General features: G+C 74.9%; 15 protein-coding genes and 1 pseudogene. 10 read left to right on the top strand and 6 right to left on the bottom strand.

Going from position 1 to position 18,595, the window contains the following annotated elements:
• Positions 1-2: 2 nt before the first annotated feature.
• Together AC0HI0_RS10030 and AC0HI0_RS10025 are read right to left on the bottom strand one after the other, a co-directional pair.
• Complete coding sequence (locus AC0HI0_RS10030; protein WP_480932020.1) at positions 3-1,187, bottom strand: hypothetical protein; 1,185 nt, start codon at positions 1,185-1,187, stop codon at positions 3-5.
• A gap of 274 nt (positions 1,188-1,461) precedes the next feature.
• Positions 1,462-2,889 (bottom strand): MFS transporter, encoded by a 1,428-nt coding sequence (locus AC0HI0_RS10025; RefSeq protein ID WP_480932019.1) that lies wholly within the window; start codon positions 2,887-2,889, stop codon positions 1,462-1,464.
• A 67-nt stretch (positions 2,890-2,956) separates the two neighbouring features.
• Here AC0HI0_RS10025 and soxR point away from each other — a divergent pair, with 67 nt between their 5' ends.
• The 5 genes and pseudogenes from soxR to AC0HI0_RS10000 all read left to right on the top strand — a co-directional run bounded on the left by soxR (position 2,957) and on the right by AC0HI0_RS10000 (position 7,562).
• Complete coding sequence (soxR, locus tag AC0HI0_RS10020; protein ID WP_480932018.1) at positions 2,957-3,958, top strand: redox-sensitive transcriptional activator SoxR; 1,002 nt, start codon at positions 2,957-2,959, stop codon at positions 3,956-3,958.
• 49 nt (positions 3,959-4,007) lie between these two features.
• Positions 4,008-4,652 (top strand): class I SAM-dependent DNA methyltransferase, encoded by a 645-nt coding sequence (locus AC0HI0_RS10015; RefSeq protein ID WP_480932017.1) that lies wholly within the window; start codon positions 4,008-4,010, stop codon positions 4,650-4,652.
• Between the two features lie 131 nt (positions 4,653-4,783).
• Positions 4,784-5,068, top strand: coding sequence for a hypothetical protein (locus AC0HI0_RS10010; RefSeq protein ID WP_480932016.1), 285 nt, complete (start codon positions 4,784-4,786; stop codon positions 5,066-5,068).
• Positions 4,978-6,269, top strand: a pseudogene (locus AC0HI0_RS10005) (carboxylesterase family protein). Before AC0HI0_RS10010 ends, AC0HI0_RS10005 begins: the two are co-directional and overlap by 91 nt.
• A gap of 621 nt (positions 6,270-6,890) precedes the next feature.
• A complete protein-coding gene (locus AC0HI0_RS10000; RefSeq protein ID WP_480932015.1) occupies positions 6,891-7,562 on the top strand; it encodes a papain-like cysteine protease family protein in 672 nt (223 codons plus the stop codon).
• 139 nt (positions 7,563-7,701) lie between these two features.
• Here AC0HI0_RS10000 and AC0HI0_RS09995 read toward each other — a convergent pair whose 3' ends face one another.
• Positions 7,702-8,793 (bottom strand): serine hydrolase domain-containing protein, encoded by a 1,092-nt coding sequence (locus AC0HI0_RS09995; RefSeq protein WP_480932014.1) that lies wholly within the window; start codon positions 8,791-8,793, stop codon positions 7,702-7,704.
• Between the two features lie 659 nt (positions 8,794-9,452).
• Here AC0HI0_RS09995 and AC0HI0_RS09990 point away from each other — a divergent pair.
• The 5 genes from AC0HI0_RS09990 to AC0HI0_RS09970 all read left to right on the top strand — a co-directional run bounded on the left by AC0HI0_RS09990 (position 9,453) and on the right by AC0HI0_RS09970 (position 16,814).
• On the top strand, positions 9,453-11,870 hold the full coding sequence (locus AC0HI0_RS09990; protein ID WP_480932013.1) for an ATP-binding protein: 2,418 nt from the start codon (positions 9,453-9,455) through the stop codon (positions 11,868-11,870).
• A 168-nt stretch (positions 11,871-12,038) separates the two neighbouring features.
• Positions 12,039-14,390, top strand: coding sequence for an ATP-binding protein (locus AC0HI0_RS09985; RefSeq protein WP_480932012.1), 2,352 nt, complete (start codon positions 12,039-12,041; stop codon positions 14,388-14,390).
• Positions 14,391-14,588: 198 nt separating this feature from the next.
• Positions 14,589-15,137, top strand: a complete 549-nt coding sequence (locus AC0HI0_RS09980) for a hypothetical protein (RefSeq protein WP_480932011.1) — start codon at positions 14,589-14,591, stop codon at positions 15,135-15,137.
• Positions 15,138-15,156: 19 nt separating this feature from the next.
• Positions 15,157-16,035, top strand: coding sequence for a carcinine hydrolase/isopenicillin-N N-acyltransferase family protein (locus AC0HI0_RS09975; RefSeq protein WP_480932010.1), 879 nt, complete (start codon positions 15,157-15,159; stop codon positions 16,033-16,035).
• Positions 16,036-16,499: 464 nt separating this feature from the next.
• Positions 16,500-16,814, top strand: a complete 315-nt coding sequence (locus AC0HI0_RS09970) for a hypothetical protein (protein ID WP_480932009.1) — start codon at positions 16,500-16,502, stop codon at positions 16,812-16,814.
• 16 nt (positions 16,815-16,830) lie between these two features.
• Here AC0HI0_RS09970 and AC0HI0_RS09965 read toward each other — a convergent pair whose 3' ends face one another.
• From AC0HI0_RS09965 to AC0HI0_RS09955, 3 genes are all read right to left on the bottom strand, one after another.
• Positions 16,831-17,406 carry a sigma-70 family RNA polymerase sigma factor gene (locus AC0HI0_RS09965; RefSeq protein WP_480932008.1) on the bottom strand — a complete coding sequence of 192 codons (576 nt, stop codon included), beginning with the start codon at positions 17,404-17,406 and terminating at the stop codon, positions 16,831-16,833.
• A gap of 45 nt (positions 17,407-17,451) precedes the next feature.
• On the bottom strand, positions 17,452-17,847 hold the full coding sequence (locus AC0HI0_RS09960; RefSeq protein ID WP_480932007.1) for a hypothetical protein: 396 nt from the start codon (positions 17,845-17,847) through the stop codon (positions 17,452-17,454).
• Positions 17,848-18,100: 253 nt separating this feature from the next.
• Positions 18,101-18,556 carry a hypothetical protein gene (locus tag AC0HI0_RS09955; RefSeq protein ID WP_480932006.1) on the bottom strand — a complete coding sequence of 152 codons (456 nt, stop codon included), beginning with the start codon at positions 18,554-18,556 and terminating at the stop codon, positions 18,101-18,103.
• Positions 18,557-18,595: the final 39 nt, after the last annotated feature.

The raw sequence follows: 18,595 nt of genomic DNA, 5'->3' as shown, positions 1-18,595 counted from the left end.
GGTCAGCGGGCGGTCCTCGCCTCCAGCGCGCCGCGCCGGGCGGTCACCTCGTCCGGGTCGTCGCCGAACACCAGCAGTTGCAGCGTGCTCTGCCGGACCGGGCTGTCGGTGCGGGTGGTGTCGTGGCCGGAGGTGATCAGCAGGCCACCCGCCGCCAGCGCCGGGCGCAGGTCGGCCAGCAGGTCGGCCATCGGCGCGGCGACGGTCAGCTTCAGCGATTCGGCGGGCCCGTCCAGCGCGTCCGGGCGGACCGATTCCAGCGCCAGCAACGGGATCGACCCGCCGGTGATCCGGAAGTTCAGGTCCAGCAGGACCAGCCGGCCGTCGCCGGTCTGGGCGCAGTCGAGGCTGCACAGGCCGCGGTACCCGACGTCGGCCGCGCGCTGGGTGGTGGCCAGGCACTCGGCGAGCAGCTCCGGCGGCGGCGGGGCGACCAGCCCGAACCGGGCGCCGACGTAGACCCCGATGCCGTCGATCCGCTGCTCGGTGACGGCGAGCAGCCGGGCCACCGCGTCCGGGCCGACGTAGAGCTGGATGCCCCAGTTCCGCCGGATCGGCAGGAACTCCTCCACCACGAACTCGCCCAGCACGTCGGTGAACGCGGGCAGGTCGATCGGCTCGCCCGCCTCGTGCAGGTACACGTCGAGGCTCGCGCCGTGCGCGTCGTTGGTCGCGGCCTTGAGCACCCAGGACTTCTCCGACGGGGTCGCGTCGGCCAGGTCGCCGCGCGGCACCACGCTGCGGCGGGCCTGGAAGCGCGGGTCGACCAGCGTGGTGATGCTCGCCTTGTTGTTCAGGTAGCCCACGAGCTGCGCGGTCTTGACCGCGCGCACGTCCGGGCACAGCGTGGTGGGCTGCGGGTACTCCATCGCGATCCGCAGGCCGTCGCTCATCGTCTCGGCCACGCGGGCGGCGAACCCGGCTTCGCTGCGGAACTCGCGCAGGTCGGTGCCGACCGGCAGGCCGCCCTCGCGCAGGTGGGCCAGCAGGACCGGGTCCGTGCCGCCGGTGCTGCACACCAGGGTGGTGTCGCCGGCGACCGCGATCGGCCGGGCGGACAGCGAGTCCCGGGTGGTGCGGTGCCTGCTGTCGGGCACGGCGGCTTCGAGGGCGGGCCGGGCCGCGACGGCCACGTCCGGGCCGTACACGTCGGCGAGCGTGCGCGGTGCGCCGGTGGTCGGCGGCACGAGTGCGGTAAGGCTGATGGGGTTCCCCCGTGAGGTGAGTCCGCCACGTCCGCCGGAGACGGGTGGGCGGAGCGCAGCGTGGACCGTGCAGTGCGGAATGCACCGGGAACGACGGAAAAATGGCGTCCACTGCCGGGCCCGGGTCTGGGGGCCGGATTCTGCGAACCGTGGGCGAACAGCCCGGAGTCGGGCCGTGTGCCTCCACACTCTCACGTTTCGCCGCGTCGCCCAACCGACCGCCCTCCGCGAGGCCGGCCGGCGGGGCGCGGGCGGGCTACTTCCGGGTCGCGGACAGCGAGGTGGCCACGCCCAGCGCGGTCAGCACGGCGAGCCCGAAGGTCATCAGGCGCGCCGCGTCGGCCGACACCGTCCCGCCGACGCTGAGCAGCGTGCCGGCGAGGGCCGACGTCACGGTGTAGGCGATCAGCTGGGTGGTGTTGAGCGCGGCGGCGGCCTTCGCGCCCTCCGCCGGGTCGTCGGTGCTGCTCATCGCGGCGACGCTCAGGTGCGGGAACGCCAGGCCGATCCCGGTGCCGGCGACGAACAGGGCGAGCGCCCAGGCGATCACCACCCCGGTCGGCGCGTGGTCGGCCGCGAGCAGGCCGTAGCCGACGAGTCCGGCGGTCAGCAGCAGCGGGGCGACCCGGATCGCCCGGCGGGCCGCGCCGGGCCCGAGGCCGACGCTGAACAGCTGGGCGACGACCCACCCGACGGACAGGGCCGCGCCGAGCAGGCCGGCCGCGAACGGCGGCAGCCCGCCGAGCTTCTGCCCGAACAGCGGGATGAAGTTCTCCGCCATCACGCCCGCGCACAGCGCCGCGACCGTGAGGTAGACCCACTTCAGCGTCGAGCCGCGCGCGTAGGTGAGCCGGGGCAGCACGCTCACCGCCCCCTTCGCCTCGACCACCAGGAACGCGACCAGCAGCGCCGCGCCCGCGCCGAGCGCGACGGCCGTCGGGACGCCCGGCGGGACCGTGGCGCTGAGGCTGAACGCGCTCGCCGCGAGGGTCAGCAGCACCAGCGAGAGCACCGGGACCGGGGTCCGGTCGGCCGCACCGCCGCCGCGCGGCAGTGCGCGGCGGGTCAGCGCCGCGAGCACCAGCGCGACGGCGACGAGCAGCCCGTAGGCCCACCGCCAAGCGCCGAACTCGGCGAACAGGCCGCCCAGGGCCGGGCCGACCAGCGTGCCGAAGCCCCACATCGCGGACACCAGCCCGGCCGCGCGCGCCCACAGGCGGGCCGGCAGCGCGGTCCGGATCATCGCGTAGCCCAGGCCCGCGAGCAGACCGCCGCCGAAGCCCTGCACGACCCGGCCGACGACGAGGACCTCCATGGTGGGGCTCAGCGCGGTGGCCGCCGCGCCGACCGCGAACACCAGGAAGCCGGTGAGGTAGGCGGCCGACCCGCCCCGGCGTCCGAGGATCCGGCTGACCAGCATGGACGCGATGACGGCGGCCATCAGGAAGCCGGTGGCGACCCAGGCGTAGTACCGCTCGCCGCCGATGTCGGCGACGATCGACGGCATCAGCGCGGCCGTGAAGTAGAGGTTCATGGCGTAGAGCGCGACGCCGCCGGCGAGGATCAGCGCGGTGGTGAGCCGACCTCCGGAGAACAGGTCGGACCAGCGCCCGGTGCCGTCGTCCGGTGTGGTCGGGGTGGTGCCGCGCGCTGTCGAGGGGCCGTTCGAGGTGGGTCCGGTCACGTCGCGCTACGGTAGAACTTCAAGTCCCCTTGAAGTCAACCGAGGCGTGAAGTCAAGTGAGGCTGCTGTGACCCAGACCCCCACCGACCTGCTGACCATCGGCGAACTCGCCCGCCGCGCGGGCGTGGCGACCTCCGCGGTGCGCTTCTACGAGGAGCAGGGCCTGATCTCGTCCGTGCGCACGGCGGGCAACCAGCGCCGCTACCCGCGCCACGTGCTGCGCCGGCTGTCGCTCGTGCTGTTCGCCAAACGGCTGGGCATCCCGCTGGCCGAGGTCGCCGGGGTGTTCGCCGACCTGCCCGGGGACCGGATGCCGGGCCAGAGCGACTGGGCGCGGATCGCCGGGCGGTGGCGCGACCACCTCGACGGCCGGCGGCGGGAGGTCGAGCAGCTGGAGCGCGAGCTGACCGGGTGCATCGGCTGCGGGTGCCTGTCCCTGCGGCGCTGCCGGGTGCTCAACCCCGAGGACAGCCTCGGCGAGCGCGGGGCCGGCCCGCAGTTGCTGCTGCACCCCGAGGCCGACCCGGTGGCCGCCGGGCTGCCGGCCGGGCCGCCGCCGTGGGCGCCCGACGAGCGCTTCGAGACCGTGAGCCTGGCCCTGCTGCCCGGACAGCGGGTCCGCGCCCGGGTCCTCGCGCACCACCCGTGGGGAGTGGCCGTCCGGATCGTCGGCCACGAGGAGGTCGGCGCGTCGGTCGACCTGATCGAGCAGTTCGGCGCGACCCACGACGACGACGCGCTCCAGGCCCTCTTCCCGGCGGTCGGCACCGGGATCGACGCCGTCGTCGACGCGGTCCGGCGGTGGTCGCCGCCCGCGTGGGTGCGGCTGAGCGTGCGCCCGGCCGACTTCGCGTCCTTCCGCCGCCCGTGCGACTTCTGCGCGCGACCCACGACGCTCAGCGCCGGCGGCGACGGTCTCGTGCTGGACACCCGCAGCCTCGACGGTCCGGGCAGCAGCACGGTGATCGCGCACCGGACGTGCCTGGCCGAGCGCATCAGGCCGGAGAACAGCGGCGAACGCGCACGGGCGCTGCGCATCGGGCGGGCGGCCCCGGACCAGGCACCCTGATCCGGCGAGGGACCGGACGGGCCCGACCGTCGCACTACCCTGTCGTGCCATGCACTCCGACGACTGGCTGGCGGACACCCGCACCTCGTACGACACCGTGGCGGACAGCTACTCGGCCCTCCTGCGCGACGGACTGACCGCCAAGCCCTACCTGCTCGCGATCCTGGCGCTGTTCGCCGACCTGGTCCGGGCCGGCGGCGGCGGTCCGGTGGCGGACGTCGGCTGCGGGCCCGGACACGTCACGGCCCACCTGCACGCGCTGGGCGTCGACGCGTTCGGGATCGACCTGTCCCCGGCGATGGTCGGCAACGCCCGGCGCGACCACCCCGGTCTCCGGTTCGAGGTCGGCTCGATGACCGACCTCGACCTCCCCGACGCCTCGGTGGCGGGGCTGCTCGCGTTCTGGTCGGTGATCCACGTCCCGGACGAGGTGGTGCCGACGGTGTTCGGGCACTTCCGGCGCGTGCTGCGGCCCGGCGCGCCGCTGCTGGTCGGGTTCCACGTCGGCGACGGCACGACGCTCAAGACCGAGGGCTACGGCGGGCACCCGATGAAGGTGCGCGTCCACCGGCGTCGCCCGGAGCGGGTCGCGGACCTGCTGCGCGCGGCCGGGTTCGCGGTCGAGGCCCACCTGCTGCTCGACCCGGACGAGAAATCCCCCGGCGGGGCCGTTTTCGCGCGTCGCCCGGCCTGACCCCGGCGGGCGGGCGCGCCGGCCGAGGTCGACACGGATGCGGCGGGCGCGGCCGCGTGATCCCCCCTCGACCTCCGGCGGCGACCTCTTCCAGATGGGCTCCTGCGTCCGGCACGGACTGGGGTGGGCCGATGAGAACACGATCCTCGCTCGTCGCGGGCTTCTGCGCGGCGGTCGCGGTGCTGTCGGGAGCGACGGGTTCGACCGCGCCGGCGTGCGCGGAGGGGACCTCGGTGCGGACGGCGGAGGGAGCGGTCTGCGGGGTGGTCGGCAACGGGGTGACGTCCTGGCTGGGCATCCGCTACGCCGCGCCGCCGGTCGAACCGTGGGCGGGCACGTCCACCGCCACCGAACCGGGCAACCGCTGCCGCAGCCCGCGAACGCGGGTTCGCCGCGCATCGCGGAGGACTGCCTGAACCTCGACGTCCGGGTGCCGCTGGACCCGGGCACCGGTCCGCTGCCGGTGGTGGTGCAGATCCACGGCGGCGGCTTCCTGCTGTTCGGCCCCACCGACGCGAGCCGACCGGCCGCGACCGGCCGGGTGATCAGCGTCGAGATCAACTACCGGCTGGGGTGCTGGGCTTCCTGGCCGCCGAGGAACTCGGCCCGTACTCCGGCAACCACGCGCTCCAAGACCAGCAGGCCGCGCTGCGCTGGGTGCGGCGCAACATCGCGGCGTTCGGCGGGGATCCCGGCAACGTGACCATCTACGGCGCGTCGGCCGGCGGGTCGAGCGCGTGCGCGCAACCGGTCTCCCCCGCCGCGCGCGGGCTGTTCCACAAGGGGATCGTGCAGAGCGGCCTGCACAACTCGTTGCTGGGCAAGGACACCTCGTGGCAGCCCCAGGACTGCAAGGTCCGGTGGCCCGCCGAGCGCGAAGCCCAGCGGGCCGGTGCCCGGTTCGCCGAGGCGTCGGGGTGCCCCGAGGACGTGGCCGCGTGCCTGCGCGCGCTGCCCGCCGACCGCCTGGTGGCGCAGGCAGGCGACGGCCTGGGCCCGGAAAGCGGCACCGTCGCGCCGGTCGTGGACGGGGTCACGATCCCGCTCTCCCCCGCGCGGGCGATCGAACGCGGCCGGCTCGACCCGGCGCGGGTGATGACCGGGGTGGCCCTTGACGAAGTGCAACTGGCACCCGCCGAGACACCCGAGCGGTACCGGGAACTGGTCCGGGAGCAGTACGGCGAACACGCCCCTCAGGTGTTCGCGCGGTACCCGCTGGAACGCTTCCCGGAACCGTCCGCGTTCCTGGCCTGCCGGACGCTCGTCGCCGACTCCGACTCGGTGTGCCCGTCGCTGCTCACCGCGCGGCGGCTGGCCCGGCACCTGACCGTCTACGCCTACCAGGTCGACAACCCGGACTCGCCACCGGCCGGGTGGCTGGACCAGACCAGGCCCAACGGCGCGTTCCACGTCTCGGAGAACAACTTCCTCCACCGGCAGCGACACGTGGAACGCCAACCAGAGCGCGTACGGCCGCCAGGTGGTCGCCCAGTGGACCGGTTTCGCCCGGACCGGCGACCCCACCGTGACCGGAACTCCGCTCTGGACCCGCTACACCCCCGACGACCCCCGCGCCATGTCGCTGCTGCCCGCCGGGGACAGCGCGATGACCGGTGAGATCGGCCGACAGCACCACTGCGACTTCTGGAACGACCTCGCCCCCGCGCCGGAGCGACCCGCCGACACCGTCCACAGTGGATCGTCGACGGCCGGGGGCGCACGGGACCGTTCCGGGTGTCCGGCCCGGTCGACCCGGACACCCGGAATGGAATTCGGCGCGTGGGTCATCGCGATGATCGTGGAGATGCGTTTCACGACCACGAAATTACGGAAGATCCGGTAACCGGTCGTCGCCCTGGGACGGCAGTTCCGAATACCACCACGGGGGTACCGGGCGATCCCCGGCGACCGCCGCGCCCGTCCGCCGTCGTCGCGAATCCGGACAAACCCGATCGGCTTTCCCGATATTCCACGGAACCGGTCGTGATTCACGTCGGGTGAACGCGCGGTGAATGTTCTCGGCGTAACACCCCGAACGCGCCGGTGGGCCGCGCGCGGGGCTGCTGCCACGAGGTTCCGGGCCGGTGGACCGGCGGTGAACGATCACACGGCCCCGCGCCGGGAGCCGTCGGCCGTTGTCCGGGAAAGGGCGGGGTGAGCACGGTGGTTTCCAGCCGGCCTGCCCGCGACGGGTGGCCGGTGCGGAATTCGGTTCCCATCCCTGCAAGGAGAATACTCGTGGATCGGAAAACCATCCGTCGGGGACTGCCCTGCCTGGTCCCCGTCGTCCTGGCCGTCACGGCGGTGCTCACGCCGCCCGCGACGGCGAGCACCGACCAGGACGTCCCGAACGGGCTGATCAGGACCCGGGAGCACACCCGGGTCCAGGAGGTCTCCCCGCCGGCGGCCCTGGCCGGCGTCACGCCGCAGGCCACCAAGAAGCTCAACTACACCCAGCAGGTGCAGCAGCAGGACCAGTGGTGCTGGGCCGCGACGGGCGCCAGCATCGAGCGGCTGCTCGGCGCCTCGACCAACCAGCAGGCGTTCTGCGCGGCGGGCAAGGGCACGTCCCAGGGCTACTGCCCGAACGAAGGGGCGGAGATCCCGGAGATCGTCGACGGCTTCCGCGGCACCGGCTTCAACGCCGAGGACGCCAACGGGACGATCAGCTACGCGTCCATCACCAAGCAGATCGACGCCGGCATCCCCAACCTCACCGGCATCTACTGGACCGCCGGCGGCGGGCACGCCGAGGTGATCTACGGCTACGACACCGCCAACCAGACCATCCTGGTCGGCGACCCGTGGCCCGCCTACCAGCGGTACCAGACCTGGTCCTACAGCCAGTACCAGCGCAACTCCCGCTTCACGTGGGGCGACACGATCGTCAACATCACCAAGACCCGCTAGCGCGGTCGTGGCCCGCCGGCCCACCACCGCCCCGCACACCGGTCGCACACGCGTCGGTGACGTCCCGCGTGTTGCGCGCCGGACGCCACCGGCGGCCGGTCCCGCGCGGCGCGGTGGCCCGGCGGGTCCACGCCGGCGGTCAGCAGAAGACCTCGGTGAGCAGCGGTGCGGTGGTCAGGAAGCCGCCGCGCGCCATGTTCGCGGACAGGGTGACGCGCTTGGCGCCGTCCTCGCTGACCCACATGTCGGTGAACCAGCCGAAGATCGAACCGTTGTGCCCCTGGATCGTCGTGCCGCACGGGAGCTTGAGCACCGCCGCGCCCAGCCCGTAGAACGTGCTGACCGGCGTGGTCCGGGTCAGCTCGGCGCGCTGCGCGGGCTTGAGCAGCCCGCCGGTGAACAGCTTGCGCGCGAACCGGTCGAGGTCGGCGGTCGTGGAGATCAGCGCGCCCGCCGCGCCCGCGACGGAGGTGTTGACCCGCGTCACCTCGTAGGGACCGCTGCCCAGGTCTTCGTAGGCGTAGGCGTGCGGTCCGGGCAGGTCCGGCCGGTCACCGGGCGTGCTGGTGTCGTCCAGGCCCGCCGGGCGCAGCACGCGCCGGGCCACCTCGTCCTCCCACGACCGGCCCGTGACGCTGTGGACCAGCATCCCGACGACCACGTAGTTGGTGTTCGAGTACTCCCAGCTCGTGCCGGGCTCGAACCTCAGCGGGTGCCGGGTGGCCAGCGCCAACGCCTCCGCCGGCTCCCAGTGCTTGAACCTCTTGCGGATGAAGTCGGCCGCCGACTCGTAGACGTCCAGCGTGTAGTTGTAGAGCCCGCTGGTGTGCTGGAGCAGGTGCCGCACGGTGATCCGGTCGCCGTCGGGCAGCACACCGGGCAGGTAGCGGGACACCGGCGCGTCCAGCACCACCCGGCCTTCGCCGACCAGTTGCAGCACCACCGTCGACACGAACGTCTTGGTCACGCTGCCCGCCCGGAACACGCCGCCCCGGGGCACCGGTTCCGGGCTGCCCGCCCGCGCGGTCCCGCTGCGGGCCTGCCACTCGCGGCCGTCCTCGGTGATGCGCACCTGCACGCCCTGCGCGACGGTGCCGGTCCAGTCGTCCAGGATCCGCTGGACCGCGGTCCGGTCGACCCCGCCGCCCGGCGCGGCGACCGCCGGCGCGGCCAGTCCCCCGATCCCCAGCGCGACCACCGCGACCAGGGCGATTCCCCTCGCCACCCTCATGGTTCCTCCCTTTCCGGCGCGATGCCGGTGGCGGTCCAGTCTGACGCGGTGGGCACGGCCGGGGCGTCCGCCGACCGGTGCGGGCAGGGGTCCACTTTCGTCCCGGACGGTGAGGTGCGCGGGATGCCCGTGTGATTCCGATCATCGATTTCCGGCCCGGGACCGGCCCCGGTGGGGCCCGAGTGTCCCGAGAACGCCGAGGCCCGTCGTCATCCCGGGGGGGTATGCGCGGATGCTTCCCCGGCACGACGACGCCACCGCCGGTTCGCCCGTAGGTTCGCCGGCGTGCGACGATTCCACCGCGACGCGGCGCCGCAGCCGCGAATGCCCCTTACGTCACCTCGAATTCACCGACTCGAAAGGTGACGACCACCTGATCGCCGGCTCGGCGCACGCGACGACGTGCGCCGGGGCACTGTCCCCTGTGGACGGTCCGCTCGCGCGGCCCGGACCCGCCGAGGGGGCGAGCCGGCCGAGTGACGGCGAGGGCGTGCCGGACGACGTCGGGCCGCTCGACCCACCCCGATCCCACCAGGCGGAGGTCGCGCGGACCAGGCGGGAGCACCGGCAGGACTTCCAGCAGAATGGGCCGCGCCGCGACGAGGGCGCGTCCGCACGGCGGGCGGGGGAGAGCCCTCCGCCCAGAAGAGGGGTCTGGTGTGACAACGACGACGTTCGGCGACTTCCTGCGCTTCTACCGGCTGCGGGCCGTGCTGACGCAGGAGGAGTTGGCCGAGCGGACGGGCGTCAGCGTCCGGGCGATCAGCGACATGGAACGCGGCCGGGCGCGCAACCCGCAGCGGCGGACGGTGGAGCTGCTGGTCGAGGGCCTGGCGCTGGCCGAGGACGACGCGGCGGAGCTGACCGGCCTGGCCCGCAGCGGCCGGCGGGTCCCCGAGCGGCCCGAACCCGAACCCGAGCCCGAGCCGGTCGCGTTCACCGGCGAGGTGTGCGCGGTGCCGCCGCTGCCGGTCGAGCCGATCGGCCGGGAGGCCGAGCAGCGGGCGCTGGACGGCTTCGCGCGCGACGCGGAGGCCTCGCCCCGGTCCCAGGTCACCCTGGTCTACGGCCCGCCCGGGGTGGGCAAGACCGCGCTCGCCGTGGACGCCGGGCACCGGCTGGGCCGCCGGTTCGCCAACGGCTGCCTGTACCTCGACCTGCGCGGCATGTCCGCCGAGCCGTTGAGCTGGGCGCAGGCCCTGCACCGGCTGCTGCGCGGGCTCGGGGTCGCCGAGCGCGCGATCCCCGCCGACGCGGACGACCGGGTCGCGCTGTACCGCTCGCAGATGCTGGAACGGGCCGTGCTGCTCATCCTGGACAACGCCGCGAACGAGGCGCAGGTGCGGCCGCTGCTGGCCACCAGTCCGGGCACGATGGTCCTGGTCACCAGCCGGATGACGCTGGCGGGCCTCGGTGCGCGGCACCGGCTGGCGCTGGGCCTGCTCGACCAGGAGGGCGCCGTGGCGCTGCTGGGCCGGTTCGCGGGCGCGGACCGGGTGGCGGCCGAGCCGGCGGCCGCGCACCGGGTGGCGATGCTGTGCGGTGGCATCCCGCTGGCGCTGCTGATCGCGGGCAACCGGATGGCCAGCCGGACCCGGTGGACCATCGCGCACTTCGCCGACCAGCTCGAAGGCCAGCGCCGCCGGCTGTCCGTGCTCACCGCCGGCGACCTCCAGGTGCGCACCGCGTTCGACCTGTCCTACCGGCTGCTCGCGCCGGAGGTCGCGCTGGTGTTCCGAAGACTCGCGCTGGTGCCCGGCACCGGGACGTCGGTCGAGTCGGCCGCCGTGGTGGCCGGGCGGTCGCCGGAGGTGGTCGAGGAGGCGCTGGAGGAACTCGCCGACGCGAGCCTGATCGAGGTCAGCGAGACCCCCGGCCGCTACACCTGCCACAGCCTGGTCCGCGAGTTCGCCCGGGAACTGCTGGACCGCGAGGAGTCCGCCGAGGACGTCGCGGCGGCCACCGCGCGGCTGCACGACTGGCTGCTGGCGGTGGCGACCAAGGCGGCGCTGCACTTCGACCACGACCGCGAGGAGGTCACCGCGACCGTCGCCGGGCCGGACCCGGTGCGCGACCGGGAGGCCGCGGGCCGGTGGCTGGCGGTCGAGGAACCGGCCTGGCTGGAGGCGCTGCGGTTCGCGGTGTCGCGCGACGCGCACCGCCGGGTGCTCGACCTCGCCCAGGCCGCGCACTGGTACTCCGACCTGCGCGGCACGGGCGAGCTGTGGCGCGAGGTGTTCCAGGCCGGGGCCGGGGCCGCGCTGGCGCTGGGCGACCCCCGGGACGAGGCCGAGCAGCTCAACTACCTGTCGTGGGCGCTGTACATCCTGTGCGGCCGACCGCACGAGGCGCTCGGGGTGAACCAGCGGGCGCTGGCGGCGGCGCTGGAGTGCGGCGACCCGCCGACCCGGGCGTGGACCTGGTACTACCGCGCGGGCATCGAGCGGCGGCTGTCCTCCCCGGCCGCCGCCGCGAAGCACGCCCGGCGGGCGGTCGCGCTGTTCGAGTCCGCCGAGCACCCCAACGGCCTGCACCTGGCGCTGTCGCTGCTCGGCGTGATGCTGCACGCGGCGGGCGACCACGACGAGGCGGTGGCCGTGCACCGGCGCACCGAGTCGTACTACCGCGAACTGGACGCGACGGGGCGGCCCGGCGACGCGGAACTGCTCTCGATGGTGCTGACCCGGCTCGCGGACAGCCTCTCGGCGTCCGGCGACGCGGCCGGCGCGCTGGCCCTGCTCGACGAGGCCGAGACCCGGTTCGCCCGGCACGGCGCGGAGTCCGGCGTGGCGAAGGTCCGCTACATGCGCGGGCTCGCGCTGGTGCGGGCGGGGCGGCGGCCGGAGGCGCGCGAGCAGCTGCTCCAGGCGCTGGACGAGACCCGGCTGTCGCACAACCGCGTGGAGATCTTCCGCAAGCTGGCCGACGTGTCCGACGACCCGGTGGAGGCGCGCGAGTTCCAGGTGCGGGCGCTGGCCGAGTGCTCCCGGTACGACACCCGCGCGGCGCGGGCGCACGCGGCGGAGCTGTCGGCCATCCTGGGCATCACGGCCCCCGGCGAACCGGGCGGACCCTGACCGGAAACCGGACAACCACAGCACTTCAGACGTAACAGGCGTCCGGCTAGCAGTGTGACGGCACGCCGTCGAGCGGCCGATCGAGTGATCATCGGACGACCTCGGACACATCGCGTCACCACGCCGCCCGGTGCTCGAACCGCGGCCCGCCCATGATTGATTGGACCCATGTCGACCACGGCCGGTACCGGGCCCCGGGAACCCTTCGACGCCCTGCTCAAGGGCTACCGCGTCCGCGCCGGCCTCACCCAGGAGGAGCTGGCGGAGGGGGCCGGCGTCAGCGTCCGGGCGATCAGCGACATGGAGCGCGGCATCGCCCGCAGCCCCCAGCGGCGCACGATCGCCGCGCTGGCCGGGCCGCTGGGCCTGTCCGACGCGGAACTGGCCACCGTGCAGGAGATCGCCAAACGCGGCCGCGCACGTCCCGCACCGGCCGCCGCGCCCCCGGTCGCCGCGCAGCCGGCGGGAGGCAGCCCGGTGCGCGGACCGGCGGGCGTGTTACCGCCCGACGTCGAGGACCTGGCCGGGCGCACGCCCGACCTCGCGGCGCTGCGCGCGTTCGCCGCCGACCTGGCCGACCCCCGGCGGCACGGCGGGAACGTCGCGGTGCTCTGCGGGCCGCCGGGCACCGGCAAGACCAGCGTCGCCGTCCGGGCCGCGCACGAACTCGCCGGGTACTTCCCCGACGGCCAGATCTTCCTGAAGCTGCGCGGGATGTCGGCCGACCCCGGCCGGCCCGCCGACCTGCTGCACCTGGTGCTGCGCTCGCTGGGCGTCGACGCCGTGCAGATCCCGGCCGACCCGGAGCAGCGGGCGGGCCTGTGCCGGTCGCTGCTGCGCGAACGCGCGGTGCTGCTCGTGCTGGACGACGCCGCCGACGAGGCGCAGGTGCGGCCGCTGCTGGTCGGCGGTCGGCGCTGCCTGACCCTGGTCACCAGCCGGCAACTGCTGGTCGGTTTGGAGGGGGTCGGCCGGTTCCCGCTGGGCGGGCTGGACCTCGACGCCGGGGTCGCGCTGCTGACCACGATCATCGGCCCGACCCGGGTCGCGCGCGAGCACGCGGTGGCGACCGAACTGGTCGAGCTGTGCGGGCGGCTGCCGCTGGCGCTGCGGGTCGCGGGCAACCGGCTGGCCAGCCGCCCGGTGTGGTCGATCGGCCGCCTGGTGGACCAGTTGCGCGACCGGGGCCGGCGGCTGTCCGCGCTGACCGCGGGCGACCTGGACGTCCGCAGCGTGTTCTCGTTGTCCTACAAGCAGCTCAGCCCCGACGCGGCCCGCACGTTCCGCCGGCTGGCGCTGGTGCCCGGCGCGGATTTCTCGGCGGGCGCGGCCCGTGCGCTCATCGACGTGCCCGACGAGGACGACGCGGCCGACTTCCTGGAGGAGCTGACCGACGCCAGCCTCCTGCAGCTCTCGCCCGAGGAGGGGCGCTACCAGTTCCACGACCTGCTGCGGGTGTTCGCCGCCGAACGCCTCGACCAGGACGAGGCCGCCGAGGACGTCGGCCCGGCCCGGGACCGGTTCACCCGCTGGCTGGTGGAGACCGCGACCTCGGCGGCCCGGTTCTTCCAGCCCTCCGGCGACCTGGCGCGGCCGCCCGCGCCCACGCCGTGGTTCGACGACCACGTCGGCGCCGCGCGCTGGCTGGACGCGGAGGCCGAGAACTGGCCCGCCGCGCTGCGCGGGACGGCCGCGCGCGACGACCACCGCGGCGTCCTGGACCTGTGCGAGGCCATGCACTGGTACTCGGAGTTCGGCGGTACGGCCACGCTGTGGCACGAGGTGTTCGGCCTCGGCGTGCAGTCCGCGATGGCGCTGGGCAGCAGGCGCGACGAGGCCGTCCAGCGCAACTACCAGTCCTGGGTGCTGGCCGTCCTGCTGGAGCGGTCGGCGGACGCGGTGCGGATGTGCCAACTCGCCTGGGACGCCGCCGTGGCGGCGGGCGACCTGCGGGAACAGGGCTGGGCCCGGACCTACCAGGCGAACTCCGAGACCCGCGCGGGCCGGCCCGAGGTGGCCATGCCGCTGCTGGAGGAGGCGGTGCGGCTGTTCGACCGGGCCGGCTACCGGCTCGGGTCCGCCGTGGCCCGCTCGATCCGGGCCGGCTGCCTGCACGCCGTCGCCCGGTTCCCGGAGGCCGCCGAGGAGTTCGCGAACTGCCTCGGGTTCTTCGCGCCGGCGGCGGACGGACCGCGCAACCCCGTGGACGACAACAACTACGCGTACTTGCTGCTGCGCTCGGCGGGCAACCTGGCCGCGTTGAGTTCGCTCGACGCGGCGCTGCGGCAGAGCGAGGAGGCGCTGCGGCTGTTCCGGGTGCACGGCGCCCTGATGGGCCAGGCCCGCGCGCTGCGGCTGGGCGGCACTTTCCTTCGTGGACAAGGCGACCTCCCCGCAGCACGCGCACACCTCGCCGAGGCGCTGGTCCTGTACGAACGCACCGGCCAGCTCACCGCCCACGCGGAGACCCTGCGCGAGCTGGCGTCGACGACCGACGAGTCCGGGACGCACCCGGCCTGATCACGTCCAGTCCACCAGCCCCGGCCCGGCGCGGCCAGGCAGGGTGGGCGGCAGGACGGTCCTGCCGGTGGCCCACCGGTCCGCCGGTTCGCGCCGGGAATCGGCAGAACCCCCGGCCGCGCGGGTTCTGCCGGTCTTTCCTCGTGGCCGCGCGGCCTCCTCACCGGTTCGATCACAACCGTGGCGAGGAGGTCTGACATGTCCCCAGCGGTGGTCGGTGTGCGGGTGGTGGCGGTGGCGAACGTCCGGCCCGGCACCGGGAAGTCGGCGGCGGCGCGGGCGCTCTACGACCGGCTGCGCGGGTGCGCGCCGGACGTGGCGCTGTGGGACTGCTCCGGCCGGGTCCCGCCGCCCCCGGTGCACACCATGCTGCCCGGCGGCGGGATCGTGGTCGTGGACACCGGTTCCGCGCCGCGCAGCGAGAGCTGGCGGTGGGCCGCCCGGGTGGCCGACCAGCTGGTGATCCCGGTGCCGGTGGACCGGGCCGCGGCGCGCGCGGCGGCGTGGATGTGCCAGTCGCTCGACGCCCAGGGCCACGGCGCGCTGGTGCGCTCGGCGATCACCGTCACCTCGGCCCACCACCGCCGCGATCGCGCGCTGGCCGGGCTGATCCGGTCGTATTTCGGGCGCTACACCTCCGGTGTCGTGGAGGTGCCGGAGACGTGGCCCGCCATCGCGGTGGAGGTGCGCCGGCGCTTGGCCGCCACACCGGCCCGCAACGCCCCCGCGCCGCTCGCGCACGTCTAGTTCTTCGAGAGGTGGACAGGTGCCTGGGGATCCGCACGGCCCGGTGATCTTCCGGGCCTTCGCCGAGGACCGGCCGGGCGACGGGTGGCGGGCCCACGTCCGCCGGCACTGGACGTCCCCGCCCCGGCCGGTGGACCCGACGACGGCGGCGTGGCGGGCGGCCGTGCTGGACCTGTCCGCGCCGATGCTGGCCCGGATGTGGGCGGAACTGGTCGACGCGGCGGACTGCGCGGACCCGGCGCTCGCCGCGTACCTCACCCACGTCGACCCGCCGCCGTCCGCGCTGCGCGGCGGTCTGGCGACCGCCGGGCGGACGCTGGTCCGCAACCTCGACTTCGCGGTGGACCGGCACGAGGCCACGCTGTGGCGCAGCGGCCTGGGTGCGCGCCGGGTGCTGGGCATGACCGCCGGGCTGTGGGGTCTGCACGACGGGATGAACGAGGACGGTCTGGCCGTGGCGCTGACCGCCGGCGGCGATCAGGGCCACGGCGGCGGGCTCGGCGGCCCGATCCTGGTGCGGTACCTGCTGGAGCGGTGCGCGACCGTGGCCGAGGTGGACGCCGCGCTGCCCGGCTGGCGCTCGGCGTCGGCGCACGACCTGACCGTGCTGGACGCCTCCGGTGCGCGCGCCGCGTACCGGCTCAGCCCCGGCTCCCCCACCCGGCGCGGGCGCACGCAGCACTGGGACGACCCGGACGAGGCGCTCTCGGCGATGCTGGGGCCGCCCCGGTTCCGCGCCGACCACCCGCTGGGCGCGGGCACCCTCTACACCGCCGCGTACCGCCCGGCCGAGGGCTCGGTGACGCTGCACTGGCAGGACCGGGAGTGGACGCGGAGCTTCGACCACTTCGAACCGGCCGAGGTCGCCGTCCGCTACACCGTCGGCCGGCCCTGGTAGGCAGGGGGTGGGCCCGCCGACGTGCTGCGGTACTACCGGTCCGAGGCCGGGCTGCCGCAGCCGTGGCAGCGCACGGTCCGTGCGCTCACGGACGTCCTCGGGCCGAACGGCGAGCGGCTGGACCGGTTCCGGCAGAACTCCCGCGCGGTGCCGGACCGCCGGTCCGGTCAGCGCGGGCAGGTCGCCGGCACCGGGCCGTGGGAGCCGACGACCGGGCTGGTCGGGCGCGCCGAACCGGCCGGCGCGGTGGTTGGCGGTGCGGTAGTGGTACTGCGCGGTGCCGACCACCCGCCGATCGTGCGGCTCGATGGGTTGGGGGTGCCGCCGGAGCACCGGCCGCACCGGGTCGGGGCTGCGGCCGAGGTGTGCCGGTCGCTGCTGCGAGACCGGCGTGGTCGAGCAGGGGCCAGCGGGATGCCGTTGCCGCTGCGGGTCGTCGGTCGACGGCCTGTCGGACGTCCGCAGTGGACCCTCGCGGGACCGTCCGGCCGTTCGCGCTGGACCGCCGCCGGGCCGAGGACGACCCGGAATCGTGCGGGCGGCGGACGGCCGCGCGGTGGCGCGAGGCGTGCGGCGCGTTCCACGAGTCGCGGTCGGCGAACCTGGGGGTCGACGCGGCGTGGGCGTTGCTGCGGCTGGGCCGCCGGTCGGACGCGGAGGCGCGGTTGCGGGAGCTGGACGCGTTCCTCCAGGGCCACCGGCCGCCGGTGCCGGCCGGCTCGGTAGGCCCGCGCTTCCAGCCTCACACCACCGCCGAACCGCCCGCCCGGCGAGACTGAGCGGCCGGACCGCCGGTCACCAGCCGCCTGCGGTCACCCCGCGGCACGCCAGCACTTCCGCGATCGCGATGGTCGCGTGGTGCACGCGGGACTTCACCGTGCCCACCGGCACGCCGATCGCGACCGCCGCGCGCCGCCGCGTCTGGTCCAGGTGGTAGACCTGCCGCAGGGCTTGGCGCTGCATCGGGGTCAGCCGGGCCAGCCCCTGGTCGACCACGCACCGCTGCACCACCTCGTCGGCGAAGTCGGTGGCCCCGGGCAGCAGGTCGAAGTCCTCGTCGCCGAACTCGACGGGCCGGGCGTTGTCGCGCCGCACCCAGTCCACGACCAGGTTGCGCGCCACGGTGAACAGCCACGACCGCACCGAACTCCGTTGTGCGGAAAGGGTGTGCTGGTTGCGCCACGCCCGCAGGAAGCACTCCTGCACGACGTCCTCGGCGCGGTGCGGGTCGCCCGGCAGCATCCGGCGGACGAACCGCAGCAGCACGGCCGAGTGCTCGGCGTACACCGCCGCCAGGAACTCGTCCCCCGACGACGGCAGCCGTCGGGGCAGCCGGGCGGCCGGTTCAGCGGTCGTGCTCTGGGAAACCACGGTGACCTCGCAAGTGACGGCAGCAGCCGGGCGGACCCCACCAGTTCAGCGGTCCACACCCTTGTTCTGCCACGCGGAAACACCGGCAGAAACCCCGACCAGGCCCGGTTCTGCCGGTTGTTGCGCGCGGTCGGCCGGGCCGCCGGCGGGCAGGTCGTCCCAGGTGATCCGACCGGCCAGCAGGTCCTCGATGGAGTGCACGGGCGCGGGCGCGGCGGCGGCGCGCTCGGCGGCGGCGCGTTCGACGTCGGCCAGTTCGGCGGCCACCACGGGCGAGCTGAGGATGGCCTGCCCGATCCGCAGGCCGAGTTCGTCCACGTCCAGCCGCAGCAGGTCGGCGACCGGGAGCCCGAGCGTGAGCAGGCACTCGTCGGTGCGGACGGACATGTGGCGGACGGTCGGGTCGATGCGACCACCGGCGTGGCACAGCGGGGCGTCCATGGCAACTCCTTCGATCGGCGTGGATTGCGTGCTGTCTCAAGTACACGCACGACCGACCTCCGCCACCACGCGGAAAGACCGGCAGAACCTCCCGCCGCACCAACAGAATCGCCCGGACATCGCGAAACCCGAACAGTCCACTGTGGACAGAGCGCCGAATGCGGCGCGGGGCGGTGCGTGCGGTGCAGGCTCCGGGCAACCACTGCCCGGCCTGCACCGCACGCACCGCCCCGCGCGGGATCTCAGGTGGTGGTCAGGCCGGTCCGCCCGCGCGCCACGCCGGCTCCGGCGCGCCGCCCTCCGGGTTCAGCACGAACCCGACCACCCGCCGGAAGGTCTCCGGGTCGACCGGCCCGGCGGTCGGGCCGCGTTCGCGGACGTGCGCGAGCAGGCCGGGTTCCGGGGCCAGGCCGTAGCGTTCCAGGTAGTAGTGCACGGTGTCGGTCCACACCCACGTGCCGTCGGTGACGAAGTTCGTCGGCACGACCGCGCCGCGCGCGGGCTCCACCACGTCCTCCAGCAGGGTCGGGGTGACCAGCACGCGGGTACCGCTCGCCAGGTAGGCCGCCAGCCCGGCGCGCTCGGCCGGGTCGTCCACGCGCGGGTGGTCGGCGGTGAACCCCGGACCGGTCGCGGGGTCGACGAAGTCGAACACCCGGGCGAGTTCGAACGGGCGCGCGGCACCCGGGCGCTCTCCTGTCTGCTCCATTCGCCAAGCAGACCGCGTCCGGGGCCCCGGGTCAACGCA

Source organism: Saccharothrix sp. NBAS 001 (assembly GCF_056640475.1).
The sequence above is the reverse complement of the archived record's forward strand: the minus strand, read 5'-3'. Positions and strand labels throughout refer to the sequence as shown.

Coding starts and splice junctions, on each gene's coding strand:
- AC0HI0_RS10015 (WP_480932017.1), top strand. CDS start 4,008: ATGCACTCCGACGACTGGCTGGCGGACACCCGCACCTCGTACGACACC.
- AC0HI0_RS10010 (WP_480932016.1), top strand. CDS start 4,784: ATGAGAACACGATCCTCGCTCGTCGCGGGCTTCTGCGCGGCGGTCGCG.
- AC0HI0_RS09995 (WP_480932014.1), bottom strand. CDS start 8,793: ATGAGGGTGGCGAGGGGAATCGCCCTGGTCGCGGTGGTCGCGCTGGGG.
- AC0HI0_RS09985 (WP_480932012.1), top strand. CDS start 12,039: ATGTCGACCACGGCCGGTACCGGGCCCCGGGAACCCTTCGACGCCCTG.
- AC0HI0_RS09980 (WP_480932011.1), top strand. CDS start 14,589: ATGTCCCCAGCGGTGGTCGGTGTGCGGGTGGTGGCGGTGGCGAACGTC.
- AC0HI0_RS09960 (WP_480932007.1), bottom strand. CDS start 17,847: ATGGACGCCCCGCTGTGCCACGCCGGTGGTCGCATCGACCCGACCGTC.
- AC0HI0_RS09955 (WP_480932006.1), bottom strand. CDS start 18,556: ATGGAGCAGACAGGAGAGCGCCCGGGTGCCGCGCGCCCGTTCGAACTC.